The sequence below is a fragment of the Capnocytophaga sp. oral taxon 326 str. F0382 genome, from assembly GCF_000318295.1.
Lineage (GTDB): Bacteria > Bacteroidota > Bacteroidia > Flavobacteriales > Flavobacteriaceae > Capnocytophaga > Capnocytophaga periodontitidis.
The window spans coordinates 1-23,079 of record NZ_KB291356.1 but is presented as its reverse complement, the minus strand read 5'-3'; the positions used below and the strand labels follow the sequence as shown (position 1 = coordinate 23,079).

Here is a 23,079-nt window from a genome sequence, read left to right as displayed (position 1 = left end):
GGTTGTTTGTTTTTGTATCGTTTGATGACACAAAAGTATAAATAACGTGCATAAACGATTCCTTTTGTTGTCTAAAAAAGGTATAAAATCGTCTAATAGATTCTAAATGTTTGTAAATCAACAGATCATAAAAGAGGTAATTTCATAAAAAAAGCTGTCCGAAAGTATCAAACAGCTTTTAATAAGATAGTGTGTTTACTTATTTCCAATCTTTTTTCTTAGAAGTTTTACCAATACCGGGGTTAAAGCTATTGGTAGGGTCAAGGGAATTGTAGAATTTTTTCAGGTCGTCGTTAGCGTGATACAAGTGTCCGACGTTATGCTCGGCGGGGTATTGAGCGCCGCGTGTATCTAATATTTTCAGCATCTCTTCTTCTATTTCTTCACAATTGTAACCTTTTTTAATTACATAATCCTGATGGAATACGTGGCACATAAAGTGTCCGTAATACAATTTGTGAAGAATTTTAGCATCGAGTTCAGGAGGGAGTTTTTCAAACCAATCCTCGTCGTTGCGGCGCAAAGCGATGTCTAAAGCGACGATATCTTCTACCTCATCTTCGTGTACTGAACGATAGCGAATAGCTGCTGAAGCTACTGCAAAGCGCAAGAGCATTGCCGCTTGAGCGAGTTTGGCATCACACTCTATAAACGCCCCTTTAGTGCTATCGGCAAATTCTTTTTGCAAATAAGCGCGTGCTTCGTCTACCCCTTTGCCTCCCATTTTTAGAATAAGGTGGTGTTCATATTGGTTGCGGTAATCCCACAATATTTTAGGAAGGTGTTGAGGCATTAATTTAGAGGTGAATTGTAAGAATTTTTCACTGAAATGGTTGGGCATAAAAGGTAGTTTTTTGGCTACGCGGTCACCCCACGCTTTGAGAGAGAAGAGTTTAGGGAGGTATTCAGTACCGACATTTTTGATATACCAAAAAGTATCTTTACCATATTTAGCAGCGATATCAAAGGCAGTACGGTGGATATACTCGCCAGAGATAGGGATTTCTTCGAAAGTACCAAGCATATCACGGCGCAGTTTGGTGAGTACAGCTGTATTGTTAGTACCTATATAGAATACGGCAGTTTTTTTCTCGGCAGGGAAAGTATCTACACGGACAGCAAAAACTCCTAAACGACCTGCACTACCTGAGGCTTCGAATAAGCGAGCGGGGTCGGCATTGAAGCGGGCAGGGGTATTAGCATTGATTTCGCGTACGTGGTTACAATAGTCGTGGTCGTGTCCTTTTTTGTCAGTGGAATGGATGTCCTTTTGCTGGTATTTGCCTTCTTGGAGATTAGTGAGAATTTCTTTAGGAGAGCTTCCTAAATCAATGCCTAAGTGGTTGATGAGCTCTAATTTACCATCGGCATTGCGTTGGGCAAAAAGAGCCATTTCGGTATAAGCAGGGCCACGTTGTACTAAAGATCCACCAGAGTTGTTGCACACACCTCCAATTACTGAAGCTCCAATACAAGAAGAGCCAATTACAGAATGAGGTTCGCGATCGTATACTTTTAGTTCTTGTTCTAAATGGTTGAGTGTAGCCCCAGTGAGGCATACAGCTTGTTCCCCTTCGTTGATAAGCTGAATGTTGTCGTTACGCATTGTGTTGATGATTACCACATCGCGGTCGTAATCGTTGCCAAAAGGGTTAGACCCACCTGTAATTCCTGTATTGGCAGCTTGAGAAATTACAATCACATCGGCTTCAACACAGGCTTCGAGTACTTGCCACTGTTCCCACAAAGTAGCGGGACGCACAACGGCAATTGCGTTGCCAGTACCAAAACGATATCCAGTGCGGTAACGTTCAGTTTTTGAGGGGTCGGTAATAACGTATTTTGCGCCAACGATGTGGCGCAAGGTTTCTAATAGGTTTTGTGTGTTCATTATTATTTCTTAGTTTTATAGGTAAGCGTTAAACCAAATTGAGGTTCAGTAAAGAAATTGTGTTGGATGAAAGGTTCTAAGGTAAGGCGTTCATCTACATTGAATTGTTTGAGATGAGCATCGACATTTGCCTCGATGATGTTTAGGGCGTATAAGCCTACTCCTATAAGAATAGAAAGTTCTTTATTACGGCGATAGAACTGTATGCCTCGGCGCAAGCCGTCGGTGCTGAGGCGCGGCTGTCCATCAGGGCGATTGCCATAAAACTCATCATCGGTAAATCCTTGTTGACGACGTTTGTAGGCGGAGAGATAACGATCGTATTCCTTAGAGTTTTGTATATAGAAGTATATAGGGGTTCCGATAGCGATATACACCAAAGGTACTTTCCAGTAACTTTTGTTGTATATCTGCCCTAAGCCTGGTACGACAGCTGAATAGAAAGCTGCTTTTGCAGGAGAAAGAGGGTCGGTATTCCAAGGAACTTTTTTCATATTGTCTTGCATAACGGCTACTTGTATAGAATCGGAGGGTACTTCTACCACTTCCTCTGTATTGTTTTGTGCGTACGAAATACCCACTCCGGAAAGGAGTGCCATTATGAAAACAAATGTTTTACTCATCTTTTTTGTGTAATAAGCTTTGAATACGTTTGAAATCTTCTTCTGAAGTAAAAGGGATGGTAAGGCTACCTTTTCCATCTTTGTTCATTTTTACGGCAACTTTGGTGCCAAAAAAATGATTAAAGCTACTCATATTTTCTTTGATATAAGTAGGTACTTCAGTTTTACTATTGCTTTTAGGGATTTGAATACTTACCACATTAGGTGTTTCGGGGTTTTGCAAGCGGCGCACTAACTCTTCGGTATCACGTACTGATAGGTTATCGGAAATGATTCGTTGGTACACTTCAGCTTGTTGTTCGGGGTCTTCTATAGCGATAATCGCACGTCCGTGTCCCATAGATATAAAGCCGTCGCGTATGCCTGTTTGAATGATAGGAGCGAGCTTCAGCAAACGCAGATAGTTAGTGATTGTAGAGCGTTTTTTACCTACGCGTTTGCTCATTTGGTCTTGAGTGAGGTTTACTTGCTCGATGAGTTGTTGGTAAGAAAGTGCAATTTCTATAGGGTCTAAATCCTGGCGTTGGATATTTTCAACCAAAGCCATTGTAAGCGACTCGTTGTCGTCGGCGATGCGGATATAGGCTGGGATTGTTTTGAGTCCAGCTAATTTGGAAGCTCTGAAACGGCGTTCGCCCGATATGAGCTGATATTTGTTTTCGCCGTCGAGTTTGCGTACGGTGATAGGTTGGACGACCCCCAATTCTTTAATAGAGGAAGCGAGCCCTTGTAGTTCTTCTTCGTTAAAAGAAGTACGAGGTTGAAAGGGGTTTGTTTCTATCAGGTCGAGTTCGAGTTCTATGATATTTCCTACGATTTTATCGGCGTTCTTATCTTTTATAGAATTGATAGCCACTTCGGGGCTATTGCCAAAAATGGCTGAAATACCTCTCCCCAAGGCAGGTTTTTTAGCAGGTTTCGTCATTATGCAGTTTTATTTTTATCGATAATCTCTTGAGCTAAGTTGATATGATTGGTAGCCCCTTTACTGGTAGCATCGTAGTTGATAATGGTTTCGCCGAAACTTGGAGCTTCACTGAGGCGTACATTGCGCTGTATAATGGTTTTGAATACCATATCGCTAAAGTGTTTTTGAACCTCTTCTACTACTTGGTTAGAGAGTCGCAAGCGTGCATCGTACATAGTGAGCAATAAGCCTTCGATATCTAAATCGGGATTGAAGGTTTTTTGTACGCTTTTAATAGTATTGAGGAGTTTGCCTAATCCTTCCAGAGCGAAGTACTCGCATTGGATAGGCACGATCACTGAGTTGGCAGCTGTAAGAGCATTTAGAGTGATGAGCCCTAAGGAAGGAGCACAGTCAATTAAGATATAATCATACTCATCTTTGATAGATTCTAAGGCTTTTTTGAGCATAAACTCACGTTGTTCTTTATCAACTAACTCAATCTCGATAGCGACCAAGTTGATATGGGCAGCGATAAGGTCGAGATTGGGAGAGCTAGTGTGAACAATCATATCTTTAGCTTCCATAGTGTGCTCTAAGAGCTCGTAGGTGCCGTGTTCAATAGAATCTACATCAATACCTAAGCCAGAAGTAGCATTTGCCTGTGGGTCGGCATCAATGAGTAATACTTTTTTTTCTAATACGCCTAATGAGGCAGCTAAGTTCACGGAGGTAGTAGTTTTTCCGACGCCTCCTTTTTGGTTTGCAATAGCTATTATTTTACCCATAGATTTAGTGTTTTTAAAAGTTAAACGGAAGTCCTTGCTTGGCTACATTAGCTAATTCTAATTCATTGATTTCTGTAGCTTTGGCAATAGCCTTGTTGAGTGTGATAATCAAATAATCCTCCAAGGCTTCTTTGTCTTCTAATAAAGCCTCGTTTATTTGAATGCTTTTAATTTCTCGATTGGCAGTAATAGTTACTTTCACACTGCCATCAGCGGCAATTTCATCAACTAATACGTGATTTAAACGTGCTTTAGCCTCTTCTATTTTTTGCTGGGTTTCTTTGAGTTTTCCCATCATTCCCATCATATCTTCAAACATAATATTTTATTTTTTCAGAGGGCAAAAGTACAACTTTTTTTGAAACATCACACAAAAAATACAATCAATAATTGTGCTACCATTATTCGCAAGAAGGTAGTAAGTGGATAAACACTTGCATACGTGAGGGCTGGTACTTCGGAATTATTCATATCATTGGCAAAAGCCAAAGCAGGGGGATCGGTAGAGGCACCTGATAGCAAACCACAAATTTCTAAATAGTCCAATTTTCCTTTGATACGTGCTGCCAAAGATGTGATAATGAGGGGTATAAGAGTGATAAGTGCGCCTAATCCCATCCAATATAAACCTTGACCATGCAAGATCGTTTCTACAAAAGTAGCTCCTGCATCCAAGCCTACACTGGCGAGGAAAAGTACAATACCTATTTCGCGCACCATTAGGTTGGCACTTTGAGATACATAGTGTGTTACTGAAAATTTACCTCCATACCTACTGATAAGTATTGCTACGATAAGGGGGCCACCTGCTAATCCTAATTTTACAGGTACAGGAATTCCTGGGATAGAGAAAGGAATACAGCCTAAAAGTACTCCGAGGGTAATTCCCATAAAGAGTTCGGCGATATGAGGGGTTTGCAATCGGCGTTTGGAGTTACCAAACTCTTTGCTCACGAGTTGTATATGAGTTTCGTCGCCTATTACAGTAATGGTATCGCCAAACTGCAACTTGGTATGAGCAGAAGGTACAAACTCAATACCTGCACGGAATACACGAGTAATCGTTACTCCAAAATGCTTGCGCACATCGAGTTCGGCTAAGGTTTTAGTGAAAATAGCACGCTGGGTAACATTGATGCGACGAGAGGTGTAACGCATTTCTTTTTCGTCGGGGAAATAGTCGAGAATAGGAACACTTTCGCCCATTAGAGTAAGAAACTTCTCGTTTTCTTTTTTATTGACTACTATCAGTACGATGTCGCCTTCTTGAATAACAGTAGTTGCATCAGCCATTAGTATTTCGCCTTTTCGACACATACGAGAAACAGTAAAATCAAAATCAAGAGTTTCTCTGATGACTTTTAATTTTTTGCCATAGAGCGCAGGGTTTGTAACTTTAATAGCAAATCTATTGATAATTACTTGATCTTTAGAATGGCGCACAGCATTGAGGCGTTTTTCGGCTTCTACATTTACTTTTAGAAAAGCTTTGAGTCCTAACATCACTAATATGATTCCCAATACTCCAAATGGGTAAGCTACTGCATAGGCAGTAGAGAGGGAAGGTATTGTAGTGGGGTCGCCTTTGAATACATCTTCTAATGTAGCTTGTGCAGCACCGAGTCCTGGAGTGTTGGTTACAGCGCCTGACATTATTCCTACCAAGGTGCCCATATCAGTTTGGGTGAGGTAGTGAATAGCAATTACTGTAAACATACACATTACAATGGAGAGTACAGCTAATAAATTGAGTTTGATACCTTCTTTTTGGAAGGAAGCGAAGAATCCAGGTCCTACTTGTAATCCGATGGTATATACAAATAGAATAAGTCCAAATTCTTTTATGAAGTGTTGTATGTGAGAATTGATAGTAAAGCCTAATTCGGCCATAGCGATACCTGCAAAAAGTACCCAAGCGATCCCGAATGAGATGCCGAATATTTTTATTTTACCTAAGGCAACTCCTACTGCGATGACTACGCTATACACTATTACGGTGTAGGCGACACTTTCGTGGTTAGTCATCAAATTCCAAAGCCATTCCATTTAATGTTTAATGATTAATGTTTAGTGTTTAATGATTAATTAAGCCCCGAACAAATACAAGTGTTTGTAAAGGAACTGTTTTTTATATAAATTTAAGAGAAACTTTGCCAAAGATGCGAACCACACGGGCAGAGAACTTTGGCAAAGTTAAAATTTTATTTATTATCCTAAGAACGGATAACGGTAGTCTACGGGTGGTACAAATGTTTCTTTGATGAGGCGTGGCGATACCCAACGCAACAGATTTTGGGCAGATCCAGCTTTATCGTTAGTACCTGAGGCACGTGCGCCTCCAAAAGGTTGTTGCCCAACGACAGCTCCTGTAGGTTTATCGTTTATATAGAAGTTACCAGCGGCGTTTTCAAGGGCTTTCACAGCTTCGTCTATGGCATAACGGCAAGTAGCAAATATTGCTCCTGTGAGCGCATAAGCTGAAGTTTCATCAACGAGTTTCAAGGTTTCTTCCCATTTAGAGTCATCATATACATACACGGTTACTACAGGTCCGAAAAGTTCGGTTTCCATAGTGGTATAATGAGGATTGGTAGTGACAATCACGGTAGGTTCAATGAAATAGCCTTTGCTCTTGTCGTAGCCACCGCCGACGAATATCTCGGCATCTTTATCTTTTTTAGCTTGGTCGATATATTTAGCTAATTTATCGAAAGAATGTTCGTGAATAACGGCAGTGATGAAATTTTCGAAGTTTTCGGGAGAACCCATTTTGAAAGACAATACATCTTCTTTTACGAAGGCTAAGGTTTCATTAGCTTTTGATTTAGGCAAGTAGACACGAGAGGCGGCACTACATTTTTGCCCCTGATACTCAAAAGCACCGCGAGTAATAGCTGTAGCCACTTGTTTAGGACAAGCACTTGGGTGAGCGAGGATAAAGTCTTTACCACCTGTTTCACCTACGATTTTAGGATAAGTTCGGTAATTATGGATATTGTTGCCTATTTTTTTCCAAATATCTTGGAATACATTGGTAGAGCCAGTGAAGTGAATGCCTGCGAAGTGAGGGCTTGCAAGTAGTGTGTCGGTAATCATAGCGGCATTGCCGTGTAGTACATTGATAACGCCATCGGGTAAGCCTGCTTTTTTGAAGACTTCGACTATCATATTAGCGGAGAAGATTTGCGAAGTACTTGGTTTCCAAATTACCACATTACCCATTAAGGCAGCACTGGCGGGCAAATTGCCAGAAATAGCAGTAAAGTTGAAAGGAGTAACGGCATATACAAATCCTTCAAGTGGGCGGTATTCAACACGATTCCAAACTCCTTCAGAAGAGTTGGGTTGGTCGTTATAGATATTAGCCATAAATTCGACATTGAAGCGCAAGAAGTCGATAAGTTCGCAAGCTGAGTCGATTTCGGCTTGGTGTACAGTTTTTGATTGTGCAATCATAGTAGCAGCGTTCATTTTGGCGCGGTAAGGACCAGCGATAAGGTCAGCTGCTTTTAAAAAGATAGCGGCGCGTTCTTCCCACGCGAGAGCAGCCCATTTTTTGCGGGCTTCGAGGGCTACTGAAATAGCTTTTTCTACTTCAGCTTTATTGGCATTGTGGTAAATGCCTAAGCAGTGTTTGTGGTCGTGAGGAGGGTGCATTTCACCAGTGTTGCCAGTGCGCACTTCTTCACTACCGATGTAGAGGGGAGCATCTACTGGGGTGTTCCACAATTCTTTGTAAGCTTTGAGCACCGCTTCACGCTCGGGACTTCCGGGAGCATAGCTCTTTACAGGCTCATTAACAGCCTTAGGTACTTTAAAAAATCCTTTTCCCATTGTTATTTCGTGTTTTAAGTTGTTAATAATAAATTAGAAATTTTCGGCTAAGGTACGACAATTATTTGAACCAGCAAAATTTAGGAAGGAAATCATATAAAAAAACTTTGCCAAAGTTCAAAGTTTGTTGTGTTATGAACTTTGGCAAAGTATTGTTGTTTATTTTTTTTGTTTTTACAAGAAAGTACCACTACTTTCAGGAGAAAGATCAGAAGCTATAATGTCGTTTTGGTCTTTTTCGATTTCAGCTTTACTCACGCCAAATTCGCGCACTGCATCTTCTATTTGTTTATCTTCTGCTATGATATCGTGGTAAATGTGTATAGGGATTTTCACCTCCATAACTTTGTTAGCAGGAAGGGTACTATAAGTTAATTCAGCGGGTTTGGTAGTGAAATAGCCTAATACGATTTTCAAATCGAAATTTACATAAGCTCTTTTGATTTCAAAGAATCCTTTCAATCCTATTTGCTCTCTACGGAGTACTCCTTTAGGGGCGTTTGGATTTTTATCATAATTACCGCCTTTGATGTACAATTCTTCAGGATTGGTATCGCGGTATTTGTAATGTAAGGCTTCTGCTTGAGTAGGGATGGTAGTATTGCTAGCTACTGCTGTGAAATTATCGGCGATAAAGAAGAATTGATAGTGATTGGGAGCCTGACCAGTAGTCAACAGTGAGTTTATACGTTTACCCTCTTTATCATAGAAGATAAGTTCTATTCCAGAGAGTGATACTCCAGCTAGATCATTACTTCCTTCCCAACGGATGGCGGTAGGATTATCGCTTGCTGGGGTAATAACACCATTTTTGTTCTCAAAATAGAAACGTTGTACTGTTTTGAGGTATTTCACGGGGTAGTCGGGGTTGCCGTGGAAATAGCCGTGAGAATGCCCTTTGGTAAAACGCACTTCAAGTCGACTCCACTTAGCTACAAACTCTTCGGTAGTAGCTGTGGTTGTGGAAGTTGTGGTAACGATAGTAGTAGAAGATTGAGTAGTAGAAGGAGTTACTTTATTATCGTCTTTACTGCAAGAGACAGAAAGAAAAGTAACAAATATTGAGAGCAATGAGATTTTAAAAAGGTCGTATATATTTTTCATCGTTTTTTAATGTTAAAAAGGTTATTGTTTAATTTGTATAGGGAGTGTCATATCGGAGTCTAATTGAAAGGCACTAGAATACTCCACAACGTTGTAAGGGCGTTCTTCTTGGGTTTGAGGGTTGAGTTTATTAGCAATAAGGAAGTGTGCTAACTTGATACGCAACTTATAATCGCCCGCAGTAGCCTCGTCTTTGATGTGAAAGATGCCTTTTAGACCGATAGGGTCACGTAGTTCAGGGTGTTTTTTGTCCCAAGTACGGAAGCGCAATTTTACTCCTTGTGTGCCATAAGTACCATTTTCGGGATCGGTATCTTGATATTCATAACTTACAGCTTTGTTCATAGCGGTTACCATCGCATCTCTTCCGTCTTTATTTTCGGGGTAATTCCCTTGAAATAACTGAAAGAAATGTTGGTGGATAGGTGTCATTTCGGCGGTTACAAACTCGTGGTTCATACGCACATTGTTGTTGTAATATACAATTTCGAAATGGTATTCGTGTCCTACTTGCCATTGTATAGGGCTACTGATGTCGTATACAACTCCTTTAGGTGATTTGTTTGCGGTGCGCTCTTGTACTTCCTTAGTGCCTATGTCGGTGATGATAAACTGCACTTTGTCGGGCATATCGTGACCTCTGTCTTTGGTTTCATCAGTAGCAGCTTTAGGTTGGGTGTTGTCTTTACTACAACTACTGAATGTAAAAGCTACTAAAACTATTAAGCTGGTAGCTTTTAATAAATATGATATTCTTTTCATTTTTGATGTTTTTATTAGAAATTATAATTTAATCTTACGAATACATTTCTACCCAAATCGTGAGCATAATATCTAAAACGATTGGTGTATTCTTTGTATTCGGTGTTTAAAAGGTTTTCGGCGGAGACTCTTATTCCTAAGGTCTGTTGGTCGCCAATTTTTAAGGTAGTGCCTATATTAGCTTCAAAAAGGTGATAGGCATCGGGGGTGGTGGAAACTAACTCCTGAGAAGGTTCAAAGCGGGTTTGTTTGGCTACAAAGGTATGCCCTATACCCACGGTAAAGTTTCTTAGCAACCGTCCATTGCGGTCTACGTTCCATTTTAACTGCTGACTCACACGCGGAGCAGGTATAAAAGGAAAATAACGCTTGGTTTGCATCTCGTTGGCAAAGACTACAGAACTTTTTAGCTCATAACTTAGTTCGTGGTCGCTTAGGCGATGCCATTTTATCAGTGGCAATCTTGCCTCAAGGTCTACCCCCCTAAAGAAAGCATCCGCTTGAGTATACTGAAAGATAGGGTATACGCCCGAAAATAGAGTGCGTACTTCGCCTGTAGGGTAATCGTAGATATAGTTTTTTATCCATTGCAGGTACATATCTACATTGAGCGATAACTTGGGGTGCTTGTAAGCAAAGCTGGTAAGCCACTTGATACCCGTTTCGGACTGCAACGTCTCATCACCCAAGTCATAAGTGCCCGCTCCGTGGTGTAGCCCGCTGCTATACAGCTCGTTTACGTGAGGGGCACGCCACGCTACTCCTACATTGGTGCTAAGGTCTATCCATCTATGGCAACGGTATAACATCCCTGCACTATAAGTGATATTGTGAAACTGATGTTCACCTCCATAACGTTGTGAGTACATATCATAGCCATCGGCATTGAGGTATTTGTAGTCTTACCTAAGTCCTACCTCAGCAAGCCACTTTTGGTAATCATAACGTTGTATACCAAAAGCACCATAGCTAAGCGAGGCAAAGTTAGGGATTACAGGTACTACCCCTGTGCCCGGTTGGTTGTAGTTATCCTGCTTGCCGAAACTACCACCTATCATTGTTTGCCAACGCTCATAGCTGTGCTCCCAATCAATATCGAAGGTGTGAGTAGTGAGCTCCATATTGAGGGCAGGGATGCGCGTTCTATCCATTCGGCGGAGGCTGAACTCTTGGCGTATATCTTTCTGGAAAGCGTATTGCGCAGTGAGTTTGCCACCAAAAGGCAAATAGTAAAACGCCTTAGCTTTTAACAAGTGATGCACAACCTTTTGTTTAGGCGCGTTGATAGTGTACGAAAACGGATAGGTAGTGAGAGGTCTACCGATTTCAAACCTACCCAATAAGTCGTCTAAATTACCAATATGCGACCCGTAGAACACACTACTTTCATTCTCATAACGGCTATAAAACAGCTCGGCAGTACCTTGTTTTTTTTGTACGCCTGTAGCTACCGAAAAGTCAGCCTCACGAGCAGCCGTATTGTTCAGCAAATAGTTGGCGGTACTGAGGTCGCCAGAGCGTTTTAGCGTACCTTGTACGCGCCACGCCCACGAATGAAGATTAGGTACAGAACCTTCTACACTTGCTGTTAAGGCTGTTTTTCTACCGTTGGAAGCGAAAGAGGGAAGTAATCTGCCGTGCACGCCATCTCCATAGGGTAGCTTTTTAGGAGCTATGAGAATTACCCCCCCCAGTGCATCGGATCCGTAGCGCACGGCATCCGCGCCTTTTACCACGGTTATCTGGTCAGCTACCATAGGGTCTATTTCAGGAGCGTGGTCGGCACCCCATTGTTGTCCTTCTTGGCGTACCTCGTTGTTGAGTATCAAGATACGATTGCTGTGCAAGCCGTGAATGACAGGCTTGGCAATGGTAGCTCCCGTTTGTATCATTGAGATACCTGCTACTTGAGTAAGTATTTTAGTCAGTTCATCTCCTGAATACTTTAGAAAGCCTTCTTTACCGATTGACCGAACGATAGGATAGAGCTTACAACCTATTACACTTTTAATAGGAGTTTCATAACCCACTACCGTTACGGCATCTAACTGACTAACAGTTTCTTTCATCACCACTTTATAAGGTTGTGCAATAGGTATACTGATAGTTGCTTCGTAATCGTGATAGCCGAGATAGGTAATTTTGATAGGGTAAGTTCCTTTAGGTGTTTTCTCAATAGTTACTTTCCCATTGCTATCGGTGAGGTAGTGTTTGCCCATAAAGTGCACCACTGCCCCTACCAAAGGCAATTGGTGTGTATCTTCTACTTGCAGTTGTAATTGGCTTTGTCCAAAAGAAGAAAGCGCACACAAGAGTAGCAGAAGAGATAATATCTTTTGCATAAGAATTTAATTTGAAAATTAGCAAATTTGCCGATTTGTCAATTTGCTAATTGGCAAATTGACTCATTGATAAATTAGCAGGAGGAGCCCGTGAAGGAATGCTAAAGGCAGTTTGAGAGATGCCTTTTTCAATGAAGAAAAATACAGTTGAAATAGTTTGCTCCCACAAGTGGTAAGTAAAAAAAGAAGGAGCAAAGAATTGGTGAAGTTGTAAAAAGATACAATCAAAATGAGTGTCGGTAGCGGAGAAGTGTGCTTGGTGATGGCACTCATCGCCTGTGGCTATAGCGCATAACTCTTCCTTAGTGTGGTGATTATGAAAGAATTCGCCCACTGGAAAAGCAACTTTCAGCATACATAAAAGTAGCAGAAAGGCGAAGATGCGCGTATGTAACGATTGTCTTTTTATCATTTTCAATTTGCAAAATTAGTAAATACTTATGAAACAGCAAAGAATTATAGGGTAGTTTTTATTTGAAAAAATTGCTAAATTACTAATTTATCTATACTTTTGCCCCCTGATTTATGACAATACAGAAACTCATATCTTTCATTTATTCTACCAAGCTGATGGCAATTCTCTTCATTGCTTTTGCTATAGCTATGGCAGTAGGAACTTTTGTAGAAAACGACTGCGCTACCGATACCGCCCGCATTTGGGTGTATAACACTTGGTGGTTTGAGGCGATAATGGGGCTTTTTGTGGTAAATTTTATAGGGAATATCTCTCGCTATCGATTGCTCAAAAGAGAGAATTGGGCAGTGCTGGTGTTACACCTTTCGTGGGTGTTTATCATCGTAGGGGCTGGAGTTACGCGTTATTTTGGTGATGAAGGTATGATTTCTCTACGCGAAGGAGAAACTACAAATACTTACCTTTCCGATCGCACTTATATCACTGTAATGGTAGATGGCACTTATCAAGGAGCTCTCTTGCGCAAAAAGAAACAAAAAGAGGTGCTTTTTTCTTCATATACCTCTAATCATTATCAGTGGTCGTCTGACTTTAAAGGCAAACCTTTTAGTATTACGTATAAATCGTTTAAACCCATAGGCAAGGAGATGAATGTCCTAGTATTGGAAGTTGTTTCAGGCAATCAGCGCAAAGAAGTAACGGTGATGGGCAAACGCGGTGTGCAACACCCTCCTACTACTATAGATTTGAACGGCTTGCAGTTTCACCTAAGTTATGGAGCACGTGAAGAGAAGTTGCCTTTCAGTCTTACTCTAAACGATTTTATAGCCGAAAAATACCCTGGTACCGAGAATAGTTATGCTTCCTTTAAAAGTAAAGTAACCGTGAGTGGGGGAGGGAAGACTTTTCCTTATGATATTGAGATGAACCATATTCTCAATTATCAAGGTTATCGTTTATTCCAATCTTCTTTTCACCCCGATGAACAAGGTACTATACTATCGGTAAACCACGACTTTTGGGGTACCCTCATCACTTACGTAGGTTATATACTGCTCTTCGGCAGTCTGCTGGCATTTATGTTTGTAGGCAAATCCCGATTCAGGAAACTCAATCAGCAACTCAAAGACCTACAAGCTAAAAGAATTGCAATAGTTTTGGCATTATGTTTTGGCTCTTTGGCTACTGCCCAAACTCCTATGGTAGTACCCAACAAAGCGCACGCTGAAAAATTTGGTGCAATGCTCATTCAAGATGATGGGCGCTTTAAGCCTGTGAATACCTTCTCTTCAGAACTCTTACGAAAACTTAGCAAACACGATACTTATAAAGGTTTAACTTCCGATCAAGTTTTGCTTTCTATGCTCCTCAGTCCGCAAGCGTGGTATGAGTCGGACATTATCTATGTGAAAAAAGCTAATGACAGTTTACATCACTTTTTGGGAGTCCCCAAAGGAACCAAATGGGTGAAGCCCAAAGATTTTTTTGATGCAAATGGACAGTACAAGCTCACCCCTTTATTAAAAGATATTTACAATACAAATACTCCTAACCAATTTCAAAAAGATTTTAAGGAAGTAGACCAACGTATTGGGTTGCTTAACAGAGCATTACAAGGCGATATCTTTAAGGTCTTCCCTGTGCCTAATGACCCTAATCATAAGTGGATTTCGCACTTAGATTACGTAAACGACACCCTCCAAATCACCGACCCACTGTACAAACAATTTGTAAAAAACGCATTACCAGCTTACCTTATTTTGCTACAACAAGCCACTGAAACAGGCGATTATAGCAAAGCTGATAAGGTGCTCAACAATATCAAACTACAACAAGAGTTTTACTCGGCTGAGGTATTGCCCTCACCTGCCAAAATACAAACCGAATTATGGTACAATCGCATCAACATTTTTGAACAACTCTTTCAAGCGTATTTGTATCTTGGTACAGTGTTATTTATAGTATTACTATGGCATATTTTTATACCAAAACAAATTTTTAGAAGACTTACCCAAATAGGTATAGCCTTGTTGTGGCTCTGTTTTATCCTGCATACTGTAGGACTTGTTGTACGTTGGTATCTTTCAGGTCACGCACCTTTTAGCGATGCTTATGAGAGTATGATATATGTAGGATGGTCGGCTATTGGGGTAGGATTTTTCTTTTCGCGACGTTCCCCTCTTACGGTTGCAGCTACGGCTTTTGTAACCGCTATGATACTGATGATAGCCCACTGGAATTGGATGGATCCTGCTATTGGTACCCTCCAACCCGTGCTCAATAGCTATTGGCTGATGCTACACGTTGCTGTGATTGTAGGTAGTTATGGACCTTTTGCTTTAGGAATGCTCTTAGGTGTTATCAACCTCCTACTGATGATAGTCACTACTCGCAAGAACGCTTATAAAATCAACCTCATACAACAAGAACTAACTATCGTAAACGAATTAGCTCTTACAGTCGGGCTCGTGATGCTTACCATAGGCAACTTTTTGGGCGGTATGTGGGCAAACGAAAGCTGGGGACGTTATTGGGCGTGGGATCCCAAAGAAACTTGGGCATTGATTAGCATTATGATTTACGCCTTGGTGATACACCTGCGCTTGATACCCTATTGGCGCGGACGATGGGCGTTCAACTTTATGAGTATCATTGCCTTTGGCAGTATCCTAATGACTTATTTTGGCGTGAATTTTTACCTTACAGGTATGCACAGCTATGCCACTGGTGACAAAATTATCACCCCTACCTTCATCTATTATGTTGTGGGTATAGTACTGTTGTTAGGACTGGTATCGTATTTGAGAGTGAGAAATGCATCACAAGTTTTGCCGAACTCTAATACTAATTCCTAATTTCTAACCCCTAAATTGTTAATTATTATATTGTAAATTGTAAATTGTTAATTGAATGAAGTCTTATATCAACGGAATAGCCTGCATATCGGCTCAACCTACTTTCTTAACTCCTCATTTCCTCGATGAAGCCATAAAGGTTACTCCAGAGGAAGTGTGTTACGCTCAAGAACCTTCTTATAAAGAATATATTGCCCCTAATGCTAGTCGTCGTATGGCTAAAGGTGTAAAAATGGGTATAGCTACAGCTACTGAAGCTCTTAAAGAAGCACATATCACTACCCCCGATGCTATTTTGGTGGGTACAGGTATGGGGTGCTTGCAAGATTCTGAAAAATTCCTTACAGCGCTTATCAACGATAATGAAGAACACCTTACTCCCACGGCTTTTATACAATCTACCCACAATACTGTTGCAGGGCAAATAGCTCTTTTGTTGCAGTGCAAAGGAGAAAACTTTACCTATGTAAATGGGGCTGTATCATTTGAATCAGCTTTGTTAGATGCTAAAATGCAAATGGAACAAGACACTATCAATACGGCTTTGGTAGGAGGTGTAGATGAACACAGTCCACACACTTTGTATTTATATGATTTAGTAGGGCTTGACCAAAAAGGAGAAGGCGCAAGTTTCTTTGCTTTATCTACAGAGGCTACCCCCAATACCTATGGAGAACTTGTAGATGTAGCTTTGTACAATGAACTCACCCCCGATCAACAACAAACAGCCCTTAACGACTTTCTTTCTCGCCACCATCTTACTCTCTCTAATATAGATTTGATACTTACTGGCGAAGTTGAAAACCGTTCTTGGCAACGCCCTACCTTGCATTATAAAACCCTGAGTAGTGAGTATTACACAGCTTCAGCTTTCGGATTTTGGTTGGCTTGCCAAGTACTACAAAAGCAAACCCTTCCTGCCATTTGCGAACTCACTCTCTCCACCCCTATACAATATATTTTATTAGTAAATTCGTATAGAGGCAAAGATTTTAGTTTTGTATTGTTGAAGAAATAAAAAAAGAGCAACACTTACAATAAGTAGGTGTTGCAGTTTCTGTTTCTATTATTGATGAAAATTAAGGCATAGCTTTTAGTTTAGTACCTTTTACTACTTGTTGTTGGGTATTAGGGTCATATCCTGTTATATCAGTAATATATTTCCATTGAGCATTATTCTTATAAGCGTTTAAACTACTTGCAGGAACATACACATTTTTCAACTGAAAATCTATCTTTCCTAAAGAAGGATTATTGCCACCTCTTGCATTATAAAGTATGGGAGGAGTAGTTGCTTCTATATAAATATTCTTAATATTTGTATTTTCAAAAACATAACGACCAAGTGAAGTAATATTCTTAGGTAAACGAATTTCTTCTATACCACAATCTTCAAATGCTGAATGCCCTATAGTAGTTATTTTTTCAGTAAGTTTAATCGATGATAAATCTCCACAACCATAAAAGGCACTATTCCCTATTTTAGTAACAGTAGCCAATTCAGGGATAGCCGTCATATCAATACTTGTAGAATTTTTATTTCTCCATTGCAAGAGTGTTGTGCCATCGTCACTTACTAAAAAATCTGCTTTTTGTGTAGTACCACTGCCGCTGCCTATCAAGCTAATTCCTGTGCCCCAACCACTTTCTGTTTTAGGTCCGTAAAGATGTTTGTTTTGAGTGTCAATGTACCAATCTCCTATTTTTCCTTGTGAAGTAGTAGGAGCTGTAATTCCAGATAGAATAGTTGCTCCACCTTTTCCCTTTTCACCTTGAGCTCCTTTTAGACCTATGGCATTTCCCCATCCTTCAGTTGTTTTAGGACCGTAGAGTTCCATTGTAGTTTTGTTTAGATAATAGTCTCCTACAGCTCCTAATGAAGTCGTTGGTACATCATTACCTGAAAGAATTTGACTGCCTTTTTGAACTTCTACACGTTCAATTACTTTTTCGGTTTCTTTTCCGCAATTGCTAATAGTTATTGCAACCAACACAGCTACTGCCATTAAAATTACTTTTCTCATTTGTTAAATAAAAAATTTAGTTTATTATTCCTACTCTCTTACAGGCTTTTCGGTTTCCGCCTTTATCATTCATATAAACGCATAAAAAAACGTGAAACATTCCTTATTGCTCAACTTCAGAAGCCCGACCAAAGGCTTATACCAAAAGCAAAAGGAATGCCCACGCTTATAACGCAGGCATTTCCACTTCACTTTCCTTGGTATAAAAAATATGGTCGTATTTTCTGAAGTTAGGAAATTGTAAAGCGAAACGCTAATTTATGTCTTTATGTAATTGTTATTCTGTTTTCTTTCTACTACTTATGCCGTTTCAGCTACTCGTATAGTTTCTAATCGCTTAGAAATATCCTTAATAGTATTATGTGTTCTTTCCATATCCGATAAGAAAAAATGGTATATAAATGAACGCTCTTCAGTAGTAGTATAAGTGTTTTTTAATTCTAATAACTTACTGTCAAACAAAGCACTGCCCGAAAATTGCATTAATGCTTGTAAATCTTTTTTGAGTGTTTCCATTTTAGATATTTTTTAGATTAGTATTCATTATTTTGTAACTCACTGCGTTTTTCTATCAATTTGTATAAGTCATCAAGCATAATGTTGATTTGAATTTCTATTTTCTCAGGAGCTTCGTCAAAAACTTTGGTAAATTTCAGATAATCAGACATCTTTTGTTTTAAACGTTGTATCTCATTATCTATTTCTTCTAATTCATCTTTCATAATTTTAGAGTAATAGTTTAGGTAAGTGTTTTATGCTGTTAATAATGTTTTTAAATTCGCGACAAATGTACAACTTATTTTCAAACGAAGAAAATTTTACATCGAAAAAAGTAAAAATAAAATTCCCTTAATAAAAGCTAAATTCCTACGCTTAGAGAAAAAAATAACTCAAATATTTGTAAGGAAGTAAAATGTATGTTACTTTTGCCATACTAAAACAACTTTTATTGTAGAAAAACTAAAGTATTCACTATTTAAACCATTGAATAAACACTTTTACACCTCTGTTATTTTTGTAATTGCCATAGGAACTTGCCCCCTATGGCAAGCCCCCCTATATGTCTATATTCTATTAGTAATTCTATTTTTAGGCATTACCTCTTGGGGCGTATTCGATATCCGCCTCTCTTATTTTGTTAAAACACAATACTTCTTAAAGGGGCGTCCAGCAAAAACAATAGCACTAACTTTTGATGATGGTCCCTCAGAACTCACACCACAATTCTTAGACCTTTTGGAGCAATACAACGCCAAAGCAGTCTTTTTTTGTGTAGGTGAACAAATACAAAAGTATCCAGAGGTCGTCAAACGTATGCAAGCTGAAGGTCATTTAGTGGCAAACCATACTTTTACACATCAGCCTAAAAATATTCTGCACGCAAAAGCCCTTGCCAACGAAATTCGCCATACCGATGAAGTATTGGCGCACTTGGATATTGTCACCCCATATTTCCGACCTCCATACGGAATCACCTCACCACCCGTTGCTAGAGCAATTCGGGCAACAGCTAAAAAAGCTATAGGCTGGGATGTACGCTCATTAGATACTATAATACTCAATGAAGATAAGCTTTTTCATCGCATTGTGCGCAAACTTACCAATGGCAATATCATATTAATGCACGACCGTCTGCCCCATACCCTTACCGTTTTGGAACGCTTATTGCAGTACCTCAAAGAAAATAACTATACAATTACAAACAATTTAGAATGAAAAAACTCTTAATATTTCTTATTTGTGTTGCACCTTTAACAATCAGTGCCCAAGCCCTTACTGAAGCCCAAATACGCGACTTCAAAACGCAAACTATTGCTAAAAACAAGTCAATCCAAACAATGCAAGCCGATTTTACTCAGAAAAAACACTTGGATTTTATGAGTAAGGACATTGAGACTTTTGGAAAAATGGCATTCGCTAAACCCGATAAACTGAATTGGCAATACACTAAACCTTACCAGTATCGCATTATTTTTCAGAAAGATAAAATCACGGTGAACGATGCAGGTAATGTCTCACAGATAAAAGCCGATAATAAGGTCTTCAAAAAAATAAACAACTTGATAGTGAGTTCTATCAGTGGTGATATGTTCAACGAGAAAGAATTTGCAATGACCTTTGCTAAATCGGGCAAAAGTACATTGGTAAAACTATTGCCTAAGGATAAGACTCTCTTAAAATATGTGAGTGAAATTCATCTTTATTTCGATGTTGATAGTGTCGTGGAACGTGTAAAACTCATTGAACCTTCTAAAGACTATACCGAAATCCTATTCAGCAATAAAAAACTAAATACAAAAATTGATGAAGCAAATTTTAAAATGTAGTCTGTTTGCTATATGGCTCGGTAGTTGCTCACCTTCTTATAACCTCCCTGCTGAATACCAATCAATGGCTACAACGCCAACAACGATAGCCAATCCCCACATAAGAGTAGGGGAGGAGTATCTCTATCGAGCTACTATTACTGCTTATGGTCACACTTTTAGCGGACTCTTAGCAGCTAAAATTACCGCAGACAATACGTGGCGAGTAGCCCTCACTACCGACTTTGGCAACACGCTTTTCGATTTTGAAAACCAAAACGGAAAGATAAAAACCAACTATATAACTCCTGATCTCAATAGAAAAATCATTATTCGTACCTTCAATACCGACTTTAATCACCTACTGAAAACCCATTGGCAGGTTACCCAAAAATACATAAATAACACTATAGTGGTGGAACAAAGCAAAGATGGGAATGATACAGTTTATCTGTTTACCTCAGAAGATACACTCCAAAAGCAACTCAATATACAAGGTAAAAGGTTGTATACTACCTTTATATACAATCCTAACAACATAACCATAGAGCACCACACCCTTACCATTAAAATAGTTTTAGAACCCCTTGTTAATTCTTAATTGTCAATTGTTAAAGATGTTAAAAGATTTTTATACCCTCAATAACTTAGAAAAACAAGATGCAGAAAATTACCTCTGTACCCTTACCCTAAATCCTCAACACCCTATTTTCGAAGGGCATTTTCCTAACAACCCTATCACACCAGGGGTGTGTATGATGCAAATCATCAAAAACCTCACCGAGGAAATTACAGAACATAAACTCTTCTTAGTCAAAACAACTAATGTAAAGTTTATGGCACTTATCAACCCTATAACTCATCCTATGTTGCAACTTACGCTCGCTATTCAACATAAAGAGGCCGATATACAAGTGAAAAATACTACCTCTTTTGATGAAACAGTAGCATTAAAACTTACGAATTTATACAAAATACTATCTTAAGAAGTTCGTTTCTTTACTCATTGTGTAAAATGAAAAAAAATAGTTAAAAAAATTGCGCTATGTAAAATAAAATAACTACTTTTGCAATCATTTTAAAAAAAGCATTACAAATAAATAACACTAAAACAGCAATATTAATAGTGGAAAAGGAACGAAAAAAATTTACAGAGAAGAGTTACGAGAAGTTGAAAAATGCAATTCAAGAGATTGTGAATGAGGAGGATAAAAAAGATGTATACGCACTGTCTTTTTGCTACACCTGTGACGACGACGATTTGCGATTCCCTAAAATTACACTGAGCTATAACACCCTTTCAAATGTAAAAGAAGAAAGCTACAATGCTGCCTCTAAAGAAGAAGCCAAGTGGAATTTTGATTATTGGTTACAAACTGAAATGGAAACTATAGGAGGTAAAAAAGATAAACTGCTTAAACAATGGTTTGCCAAAACCCCTCACTTTTACACCGATGAAGAAAATGATCGTGCTATTGAAGAAGACGAGGATTTGTACGATAAACTCCTCAAAAAAGGAGATAGATTTTGCAAAGAATTTATAAAAGAAGTGATCGCCCTCGCCAAACAATTGTTAGATGAAGGTGAAATAGAGAAAATATTCGGTCGTAATATTCCTATTATTATTCATCAGCAAGATTTTGAAGAAACTCCAATTCTTTGGACTAAAAAAGCCAATCCCGCCAAACTCATTAAAGAGTTTTTAGAATACTGGGATGGTGATGACGAAGAATAAAAACAATCTACACTTTGCCAAAGATATGAATAATCCCAAAAGTTCGTCTCTTTGGCTATTTTTTTATATTTATTCCTAATTTTTAGTGATATGCAAATACTATTTATTTTATTATCTCTTTTTTCTACAACCCTTTGCGCACAAGCAGCTTTCAATGCACCTGAAGTAGATGCTATCGCTTATGATGATAGTGGTAATTATACATTCTTCCAGAAATTAAGAAATGGAAACTATAGGGCTTTAGATTTAGATTTTGATGTTAAATACCCCATAAAAGATAATTTCTTTAATTTTTTATCTCCTTATTGGAGGAAAGATGATGATGAGTATTCTGAAGAAGAGATTTTAGAAGACAATACTGAAATAATATTTACTAAAGATATAAGTAAAACTTCATTTCAGGATTTTGTAGGAAAAACGTATTTGTGTGATACAATAATATCCTCTGAAGAGAGAGAAGAGGGACATATTATTTGTGAAATGGTAAATAATCATACCGCAGTGTTGGCACGTATAGCTAATAAGATACCCACTTATGGTTTTGGTCATTATATTATTGATAATCATAAAGATACACCTCGTTGGCTTACTTTTGATACAGAGCAATATGCTATTTTGGTGCTAAAACTAAAAGATAGTAAACAAATATATCTGTTTATTAAGGAGAATGGAGATTTGGAGAAAGTATTTATTCCTATGGGAGATAAAATAGTTTTGATAGATGAAGCTAAGTACACTTTTAGAAAAATCACATCAGAAATATATAATCTAAAAAATTATCGTTATAGTACTCGTGATTTTGATGATTATTTTGAAGTATTTCCTAAGGGTAAGAAATATGAAATTATAGACATTTTTAAGAATAAAGCTCTTTTGGGAACCTATGACACTATTATTAGGAATGATACTTTTATCATTACTAAAAATAAAGAAGAGGTAAATATTTATAACCAATTCTTTCAAAAACTGAATTGTGGAAAGATAAAAAACGCTCATTTAATTAATTTAGCAGTTGAGGTAGAGAATGAGCAAGGAGTAAAATATTACGATAGCACAGGGAAGAGTATACCTAAATCAGCATTGAGAGAATTTAGCTGTGGTACGAGATAGTTGTACTCCTTTATAAATAACTTATATCTAAGAAGCTATTTTTAAAATTTCTACTAATAAAAATTATTTTTTATTCTCAACCCTCCCACCTTCAGTCTTCATTTTCCGGCTAGTCCCCCTTCGGGGTTGTCGGCAACTTGCCGAGTAAGTGAGTCGGGGGTTATCCCATCCCTCCCACAACTCCCACAACTCCCACCGCTCTCACCGCTCCCACCGCTCCCACCGTTCCCACCGCTCCCACAGCTCTCACTACTCCCGCAGCTCTCACCACTCCCACAACTCCCATCACTCACATCCCCCGAAAAAACTCTCACCCCTCTCAGTCCCTCCAAGTTTCTCCTAGTCCCTCCGAGTTTCTCTCCCACCGCTCCCACCCCATCCCC

At 39.0% G+C, this 23,079-nt stretch carries 21 protein-coding genes and 1 pseudogene; 8 read left to right on the top strand and 14 right to left on the bottom strand.

Annotated features, from left to right (window positions below):
* Positions 1 to 199: 199 nt before the first annotated feature.
* The 11 genes and pseudogenes from dld to HMPREF9073_RS00255 all read right to left on the bottom strand — a co-directional run bounded on the left by dld (position 200) and on the right by HMPREF9073_RS00255 (position 12,606).
* Positions 200 to 1,891: a D-lactate dehydrogenase gene (gene dld, locus HMPREF9073_RS00305; protein WP_009411990.1), complete on the bottom strand. Its 1,692-nt coding sequence runs from the start codon at positions 1,889 to 1,891 to the stop codon at positions 200 to 202.
* Between the two features lie 2 nt (positions 1,892 to 1,893).
* Positions 1,894 to 2,514 (bottom strand): DUF5683 domain-containing protein, encoded by a 621-nt coding sequence (locus HMPREF9073_RS00300; protein WP_009411989.1) that lies wholly within the window; start codon positions 2,512 to 2,514, stop codon positions 1,894 to 1,896.
* A complete protein-coding gene (locus tag HMPREF9073_RS00295; protein ID WP_009411988.1) occupies positions 2,507 to 3,439 on the bottom strand; it encodes a ParB/RepB/Spo0J family partition protein in 933 nt (310 codons plus the stop codon). The genes HMPREF9073_RS00300 and HMPREF9073_RS00295 overlap by 8 nt, the downstream gene beginning before the upstream one ends.
* Positions 3,439 to 4,209 (bottom strand): ParA family protein, encoded by a 771-nt coding sequence (locus tag HMPREF9073_RS00290; RefSeq protein WP_009411987.1) that lies wholly within the window; start codon positions 4,207 to 4,209, stop codon positions 3,439 to 3,441. The genes HMPREF9073_RS00295 and HMPREF9073_RS00290 overlap by 1 nt, the downstream gene beginning before the upstream one ends.
* Positions 4,210 to 4,222: 13 nt before the next feature.
* Entirely contained in the window at positions 4,223 to 4,528 is a 306-nt protein-coding gene (locus HMPREF9073_RS00285; protein ID WP_009411986.1) for a YbaB/EbfC family nucleoid-associated protein, read from the bottom strand.
* A 47-nt stretch (positions 4,529 to 4,575) separates the two neighbouring features.
* A complete protein-coding gene (locus tag HMPREF9073_RS00280; RefSeq protein ID WP_009411985.1) occupies positions 4,576 to 6,255 on the bottom strand; it encodes a putative transporter in 1,680 nt (559 codons plus the stop codon).
* A gap of 162 nt (positions 6,256 to 6,417) precedes the next feature.
* Complete coding sequence (pruA, locus tag HMPREF9073_RS00275) at positions 6,418 to 8,043, bottom strand: L-glutamate gamma-semialdehyde dehydrogenase (protein WP_009411984.1); 1,626 nt, start codon at positions 8,041 to 8,043, stop codon at positions 6,418 to 6,420.
* Positions 8,044 to 8,217: 174 nt separating this feature from the next.
* Entirely contained in the window at positions 8,218 to 9,147 is a 930-nt protein-coding gene (locus HMPREF9073_RS00270; RefSeq protein WP_009411983.1) for a hypothetical protein, read from the bottom strand.
* A gap of 21 nt (positions 9,148 to 9,168) precedes the next feature.
* Positions 9,169 to 9,909, bottom strand: coding sequence for a hypothetical protein (locus HMPREF9073_RS00265; RefSeq protein WP_009411982.1), 741 nt, complete (start codon positions 9,907 to 9,909; stop codon positions 9,169 to 9,171).
* A gap of 14 nt (positions 9,910 to 9,923) precedes the next feature.
* Positions 9,924 to 12,251: pseudogene (locus tag HMPREF9073_RS00260) on the bottom strand (TonB-dependent receptor).
* A 46-nt stretch (positions 12,252 to 12,297) separates the two neighbouring features.
* A complete protein-coding gene (locus HMPREF9073_RS00255) occupies positions 12,298 to 12,606 on the bottom strand; it encodes a hypothetical protein (protein WP_009411979.1) in 309 nt (102 codons plus the stop codon).
* Positions 12,607 to 12,821: 215 nt separating this feature from the next.
* On the opposite strand from HMPREF9073_RS00255, the gene ccsA reads away from it, so the two are divergent.
* Both ccsA and HMPREF9073_RS00245 read left to right on the top strand, forming a co-directional pair.
* A complete protein-coding gene (gene ccsA / locus HMPREF9073_RS00250; protein WP_083866066.1) occupies positions 12,822 to 15,521 on the top strand; it encodes a cytochrome c biogenesis protein CcsA in 2,700 nt (899 codons plus the stop codon).
* A 55-nt stretch (positions 15,522 to 15,576) separates the two neighbouring features.
* A complete protein-coding gene (locus HMPREF9073_RS00245; RefSeq protein ID WP_009411977.1) occupies positions 15,577 to 16,539 on the top strand; it encodes a beta-ketoacyl synthase N-terminal-like domain-containing protein in 963 nt (320 codons plus the stop codon).
* Between the two features lie 61 nt (positions 16,540 to 16,600).
* Here the strand turns inward: HMPREF9073_RS00245 and HMPREF9073_RS00240 are convergent, their stop codons facing one another.
* The 3 genes from HMPREF9073_RS00240 to HMPREF9073_RS00225 form a co-directional block, all read right to left on the bottom strand.
* Positions 16,601 to 17,545, bottom strand: coding sequence for a leucine-rich repeat domain-containing protein (locus HMPREF9073_RS00240; protein WP_009411976.1), 945 nt, complete (start codon positions 17,543 to 17,545; stop codon positions 16,601 to 16,603).
* A gap of 300 nt (positions 17,546 to 17,845) precedes the next feature.
* A complete protein-coding gene (locus HMPREF9073_RS00230) occupies positions 17,846 to 18,061 on the bottom strand; it encodes a hypothetical protein (protein ID WP_009411974.1) in 216 nt (71 codons plus the stop codon).
* A 17-nt stretch (positions 18,062 to 18,078) separates the two neighbouring features.
* Positions 18,079 to 18,267 carry a hypothetical protein gene (locus HMPREF9073_RS00225; RefSeq protein WP_009411973.1) on the bottom strand — a complete coding sequence of 63 codons (189 nt, stop codon included), beginning with the start codon at positions 18,265 to 18,267 and terminating at the stop codon, positions 18,079 to 18,081.
* A gap of 262 nt (positions 18,268 to 18,529) precedes the next feature.
* On the opposite strand from HMPREF9073_RS00225, the gene HMPREF9073_RS00220 reads away from it, so the two are divergent.
* From HMPREF9073_RS00220 to HMPREF9073_RS00195, 6 genes are all read left to right on the top strand, one after another.
* Positions 18,530 to 19,261, top strand: coding sequence for a polysaccharide deacetylase family protein (locus tag HMPREF9073_RS00220; protein ID WP_009411971.1), 732 nt, complete (start codon positions 18,530 to 18,532; stop codon positions 19,259 to 19,261).
* Positions 19,258 to 19,872 (top strand): outer membrane lipoprotein carrier protein LolA, encoded by a 615-nt coding sequence (locus HMPREF9073_RS00215; RefSeq protein WP_009411970.1) that lies wholly within the window; start codon positions 19,258 to 19,260, stop codon positions 19,870 to 19,872. The genes HMPREF9073_RS00220 and HMPREF9073_RS00215 overlap by 4 nt, the downstream gene beginning before the upstream one ends.
* Positions 19,850 to 20,452, top strand: a complete 603-nt coding sequence (locus HMPREF9073_RS00210) for a hypothetical protein (protein WP_009411969.1) — start codon at positions 19,850 to 19,852, stop codon at positions 20,450 to 20,452. Before HMPREF9073_RS00215 ends, HMPREF9073_RS00210 begins: the two co-directional genes overlap by 23 nt.
* Before the next feature lie 16 nt (positions 20,453 to 20,468).
* Positions 20,469 to 20,837 (top strand): 3-hydroxyacyl-ACP dehydratase, encoded by a 369-nt coding sequence (locus HMPREF9073_RS00205; RefSeq protein ID WP_034554974.1) that lies wholly within the window; start codon positions 20,469 to 20,471, stop codon positions 20,835 to 20,837.
* Between the two features lie 140 nt (positions 20,838 to 20,977).
* Entirely contained in the window at positions 20,978 to 21,586 is a 609-nt protein-coding gene (locus tag HMPREF9073_RS00200; RefSeq protein WP_009411967.1) for a hypothetical protein, read from the top strand.
* 51 nt (positions 21,587 to 21,637) lie between these two features.
* Complete coding sequence (locus HMPREF9073_RS00195) at positions 21,638 to 22,696, top strand: hypothetical protein (protein ID WP_232212832.1); 1,059 nt, start codon at positions 21,638 to 21,640, stop codon at positions 22,694 to 22,696.
* Positions 22,697 to 23,079: the final 383 nt, after the last annotated feature.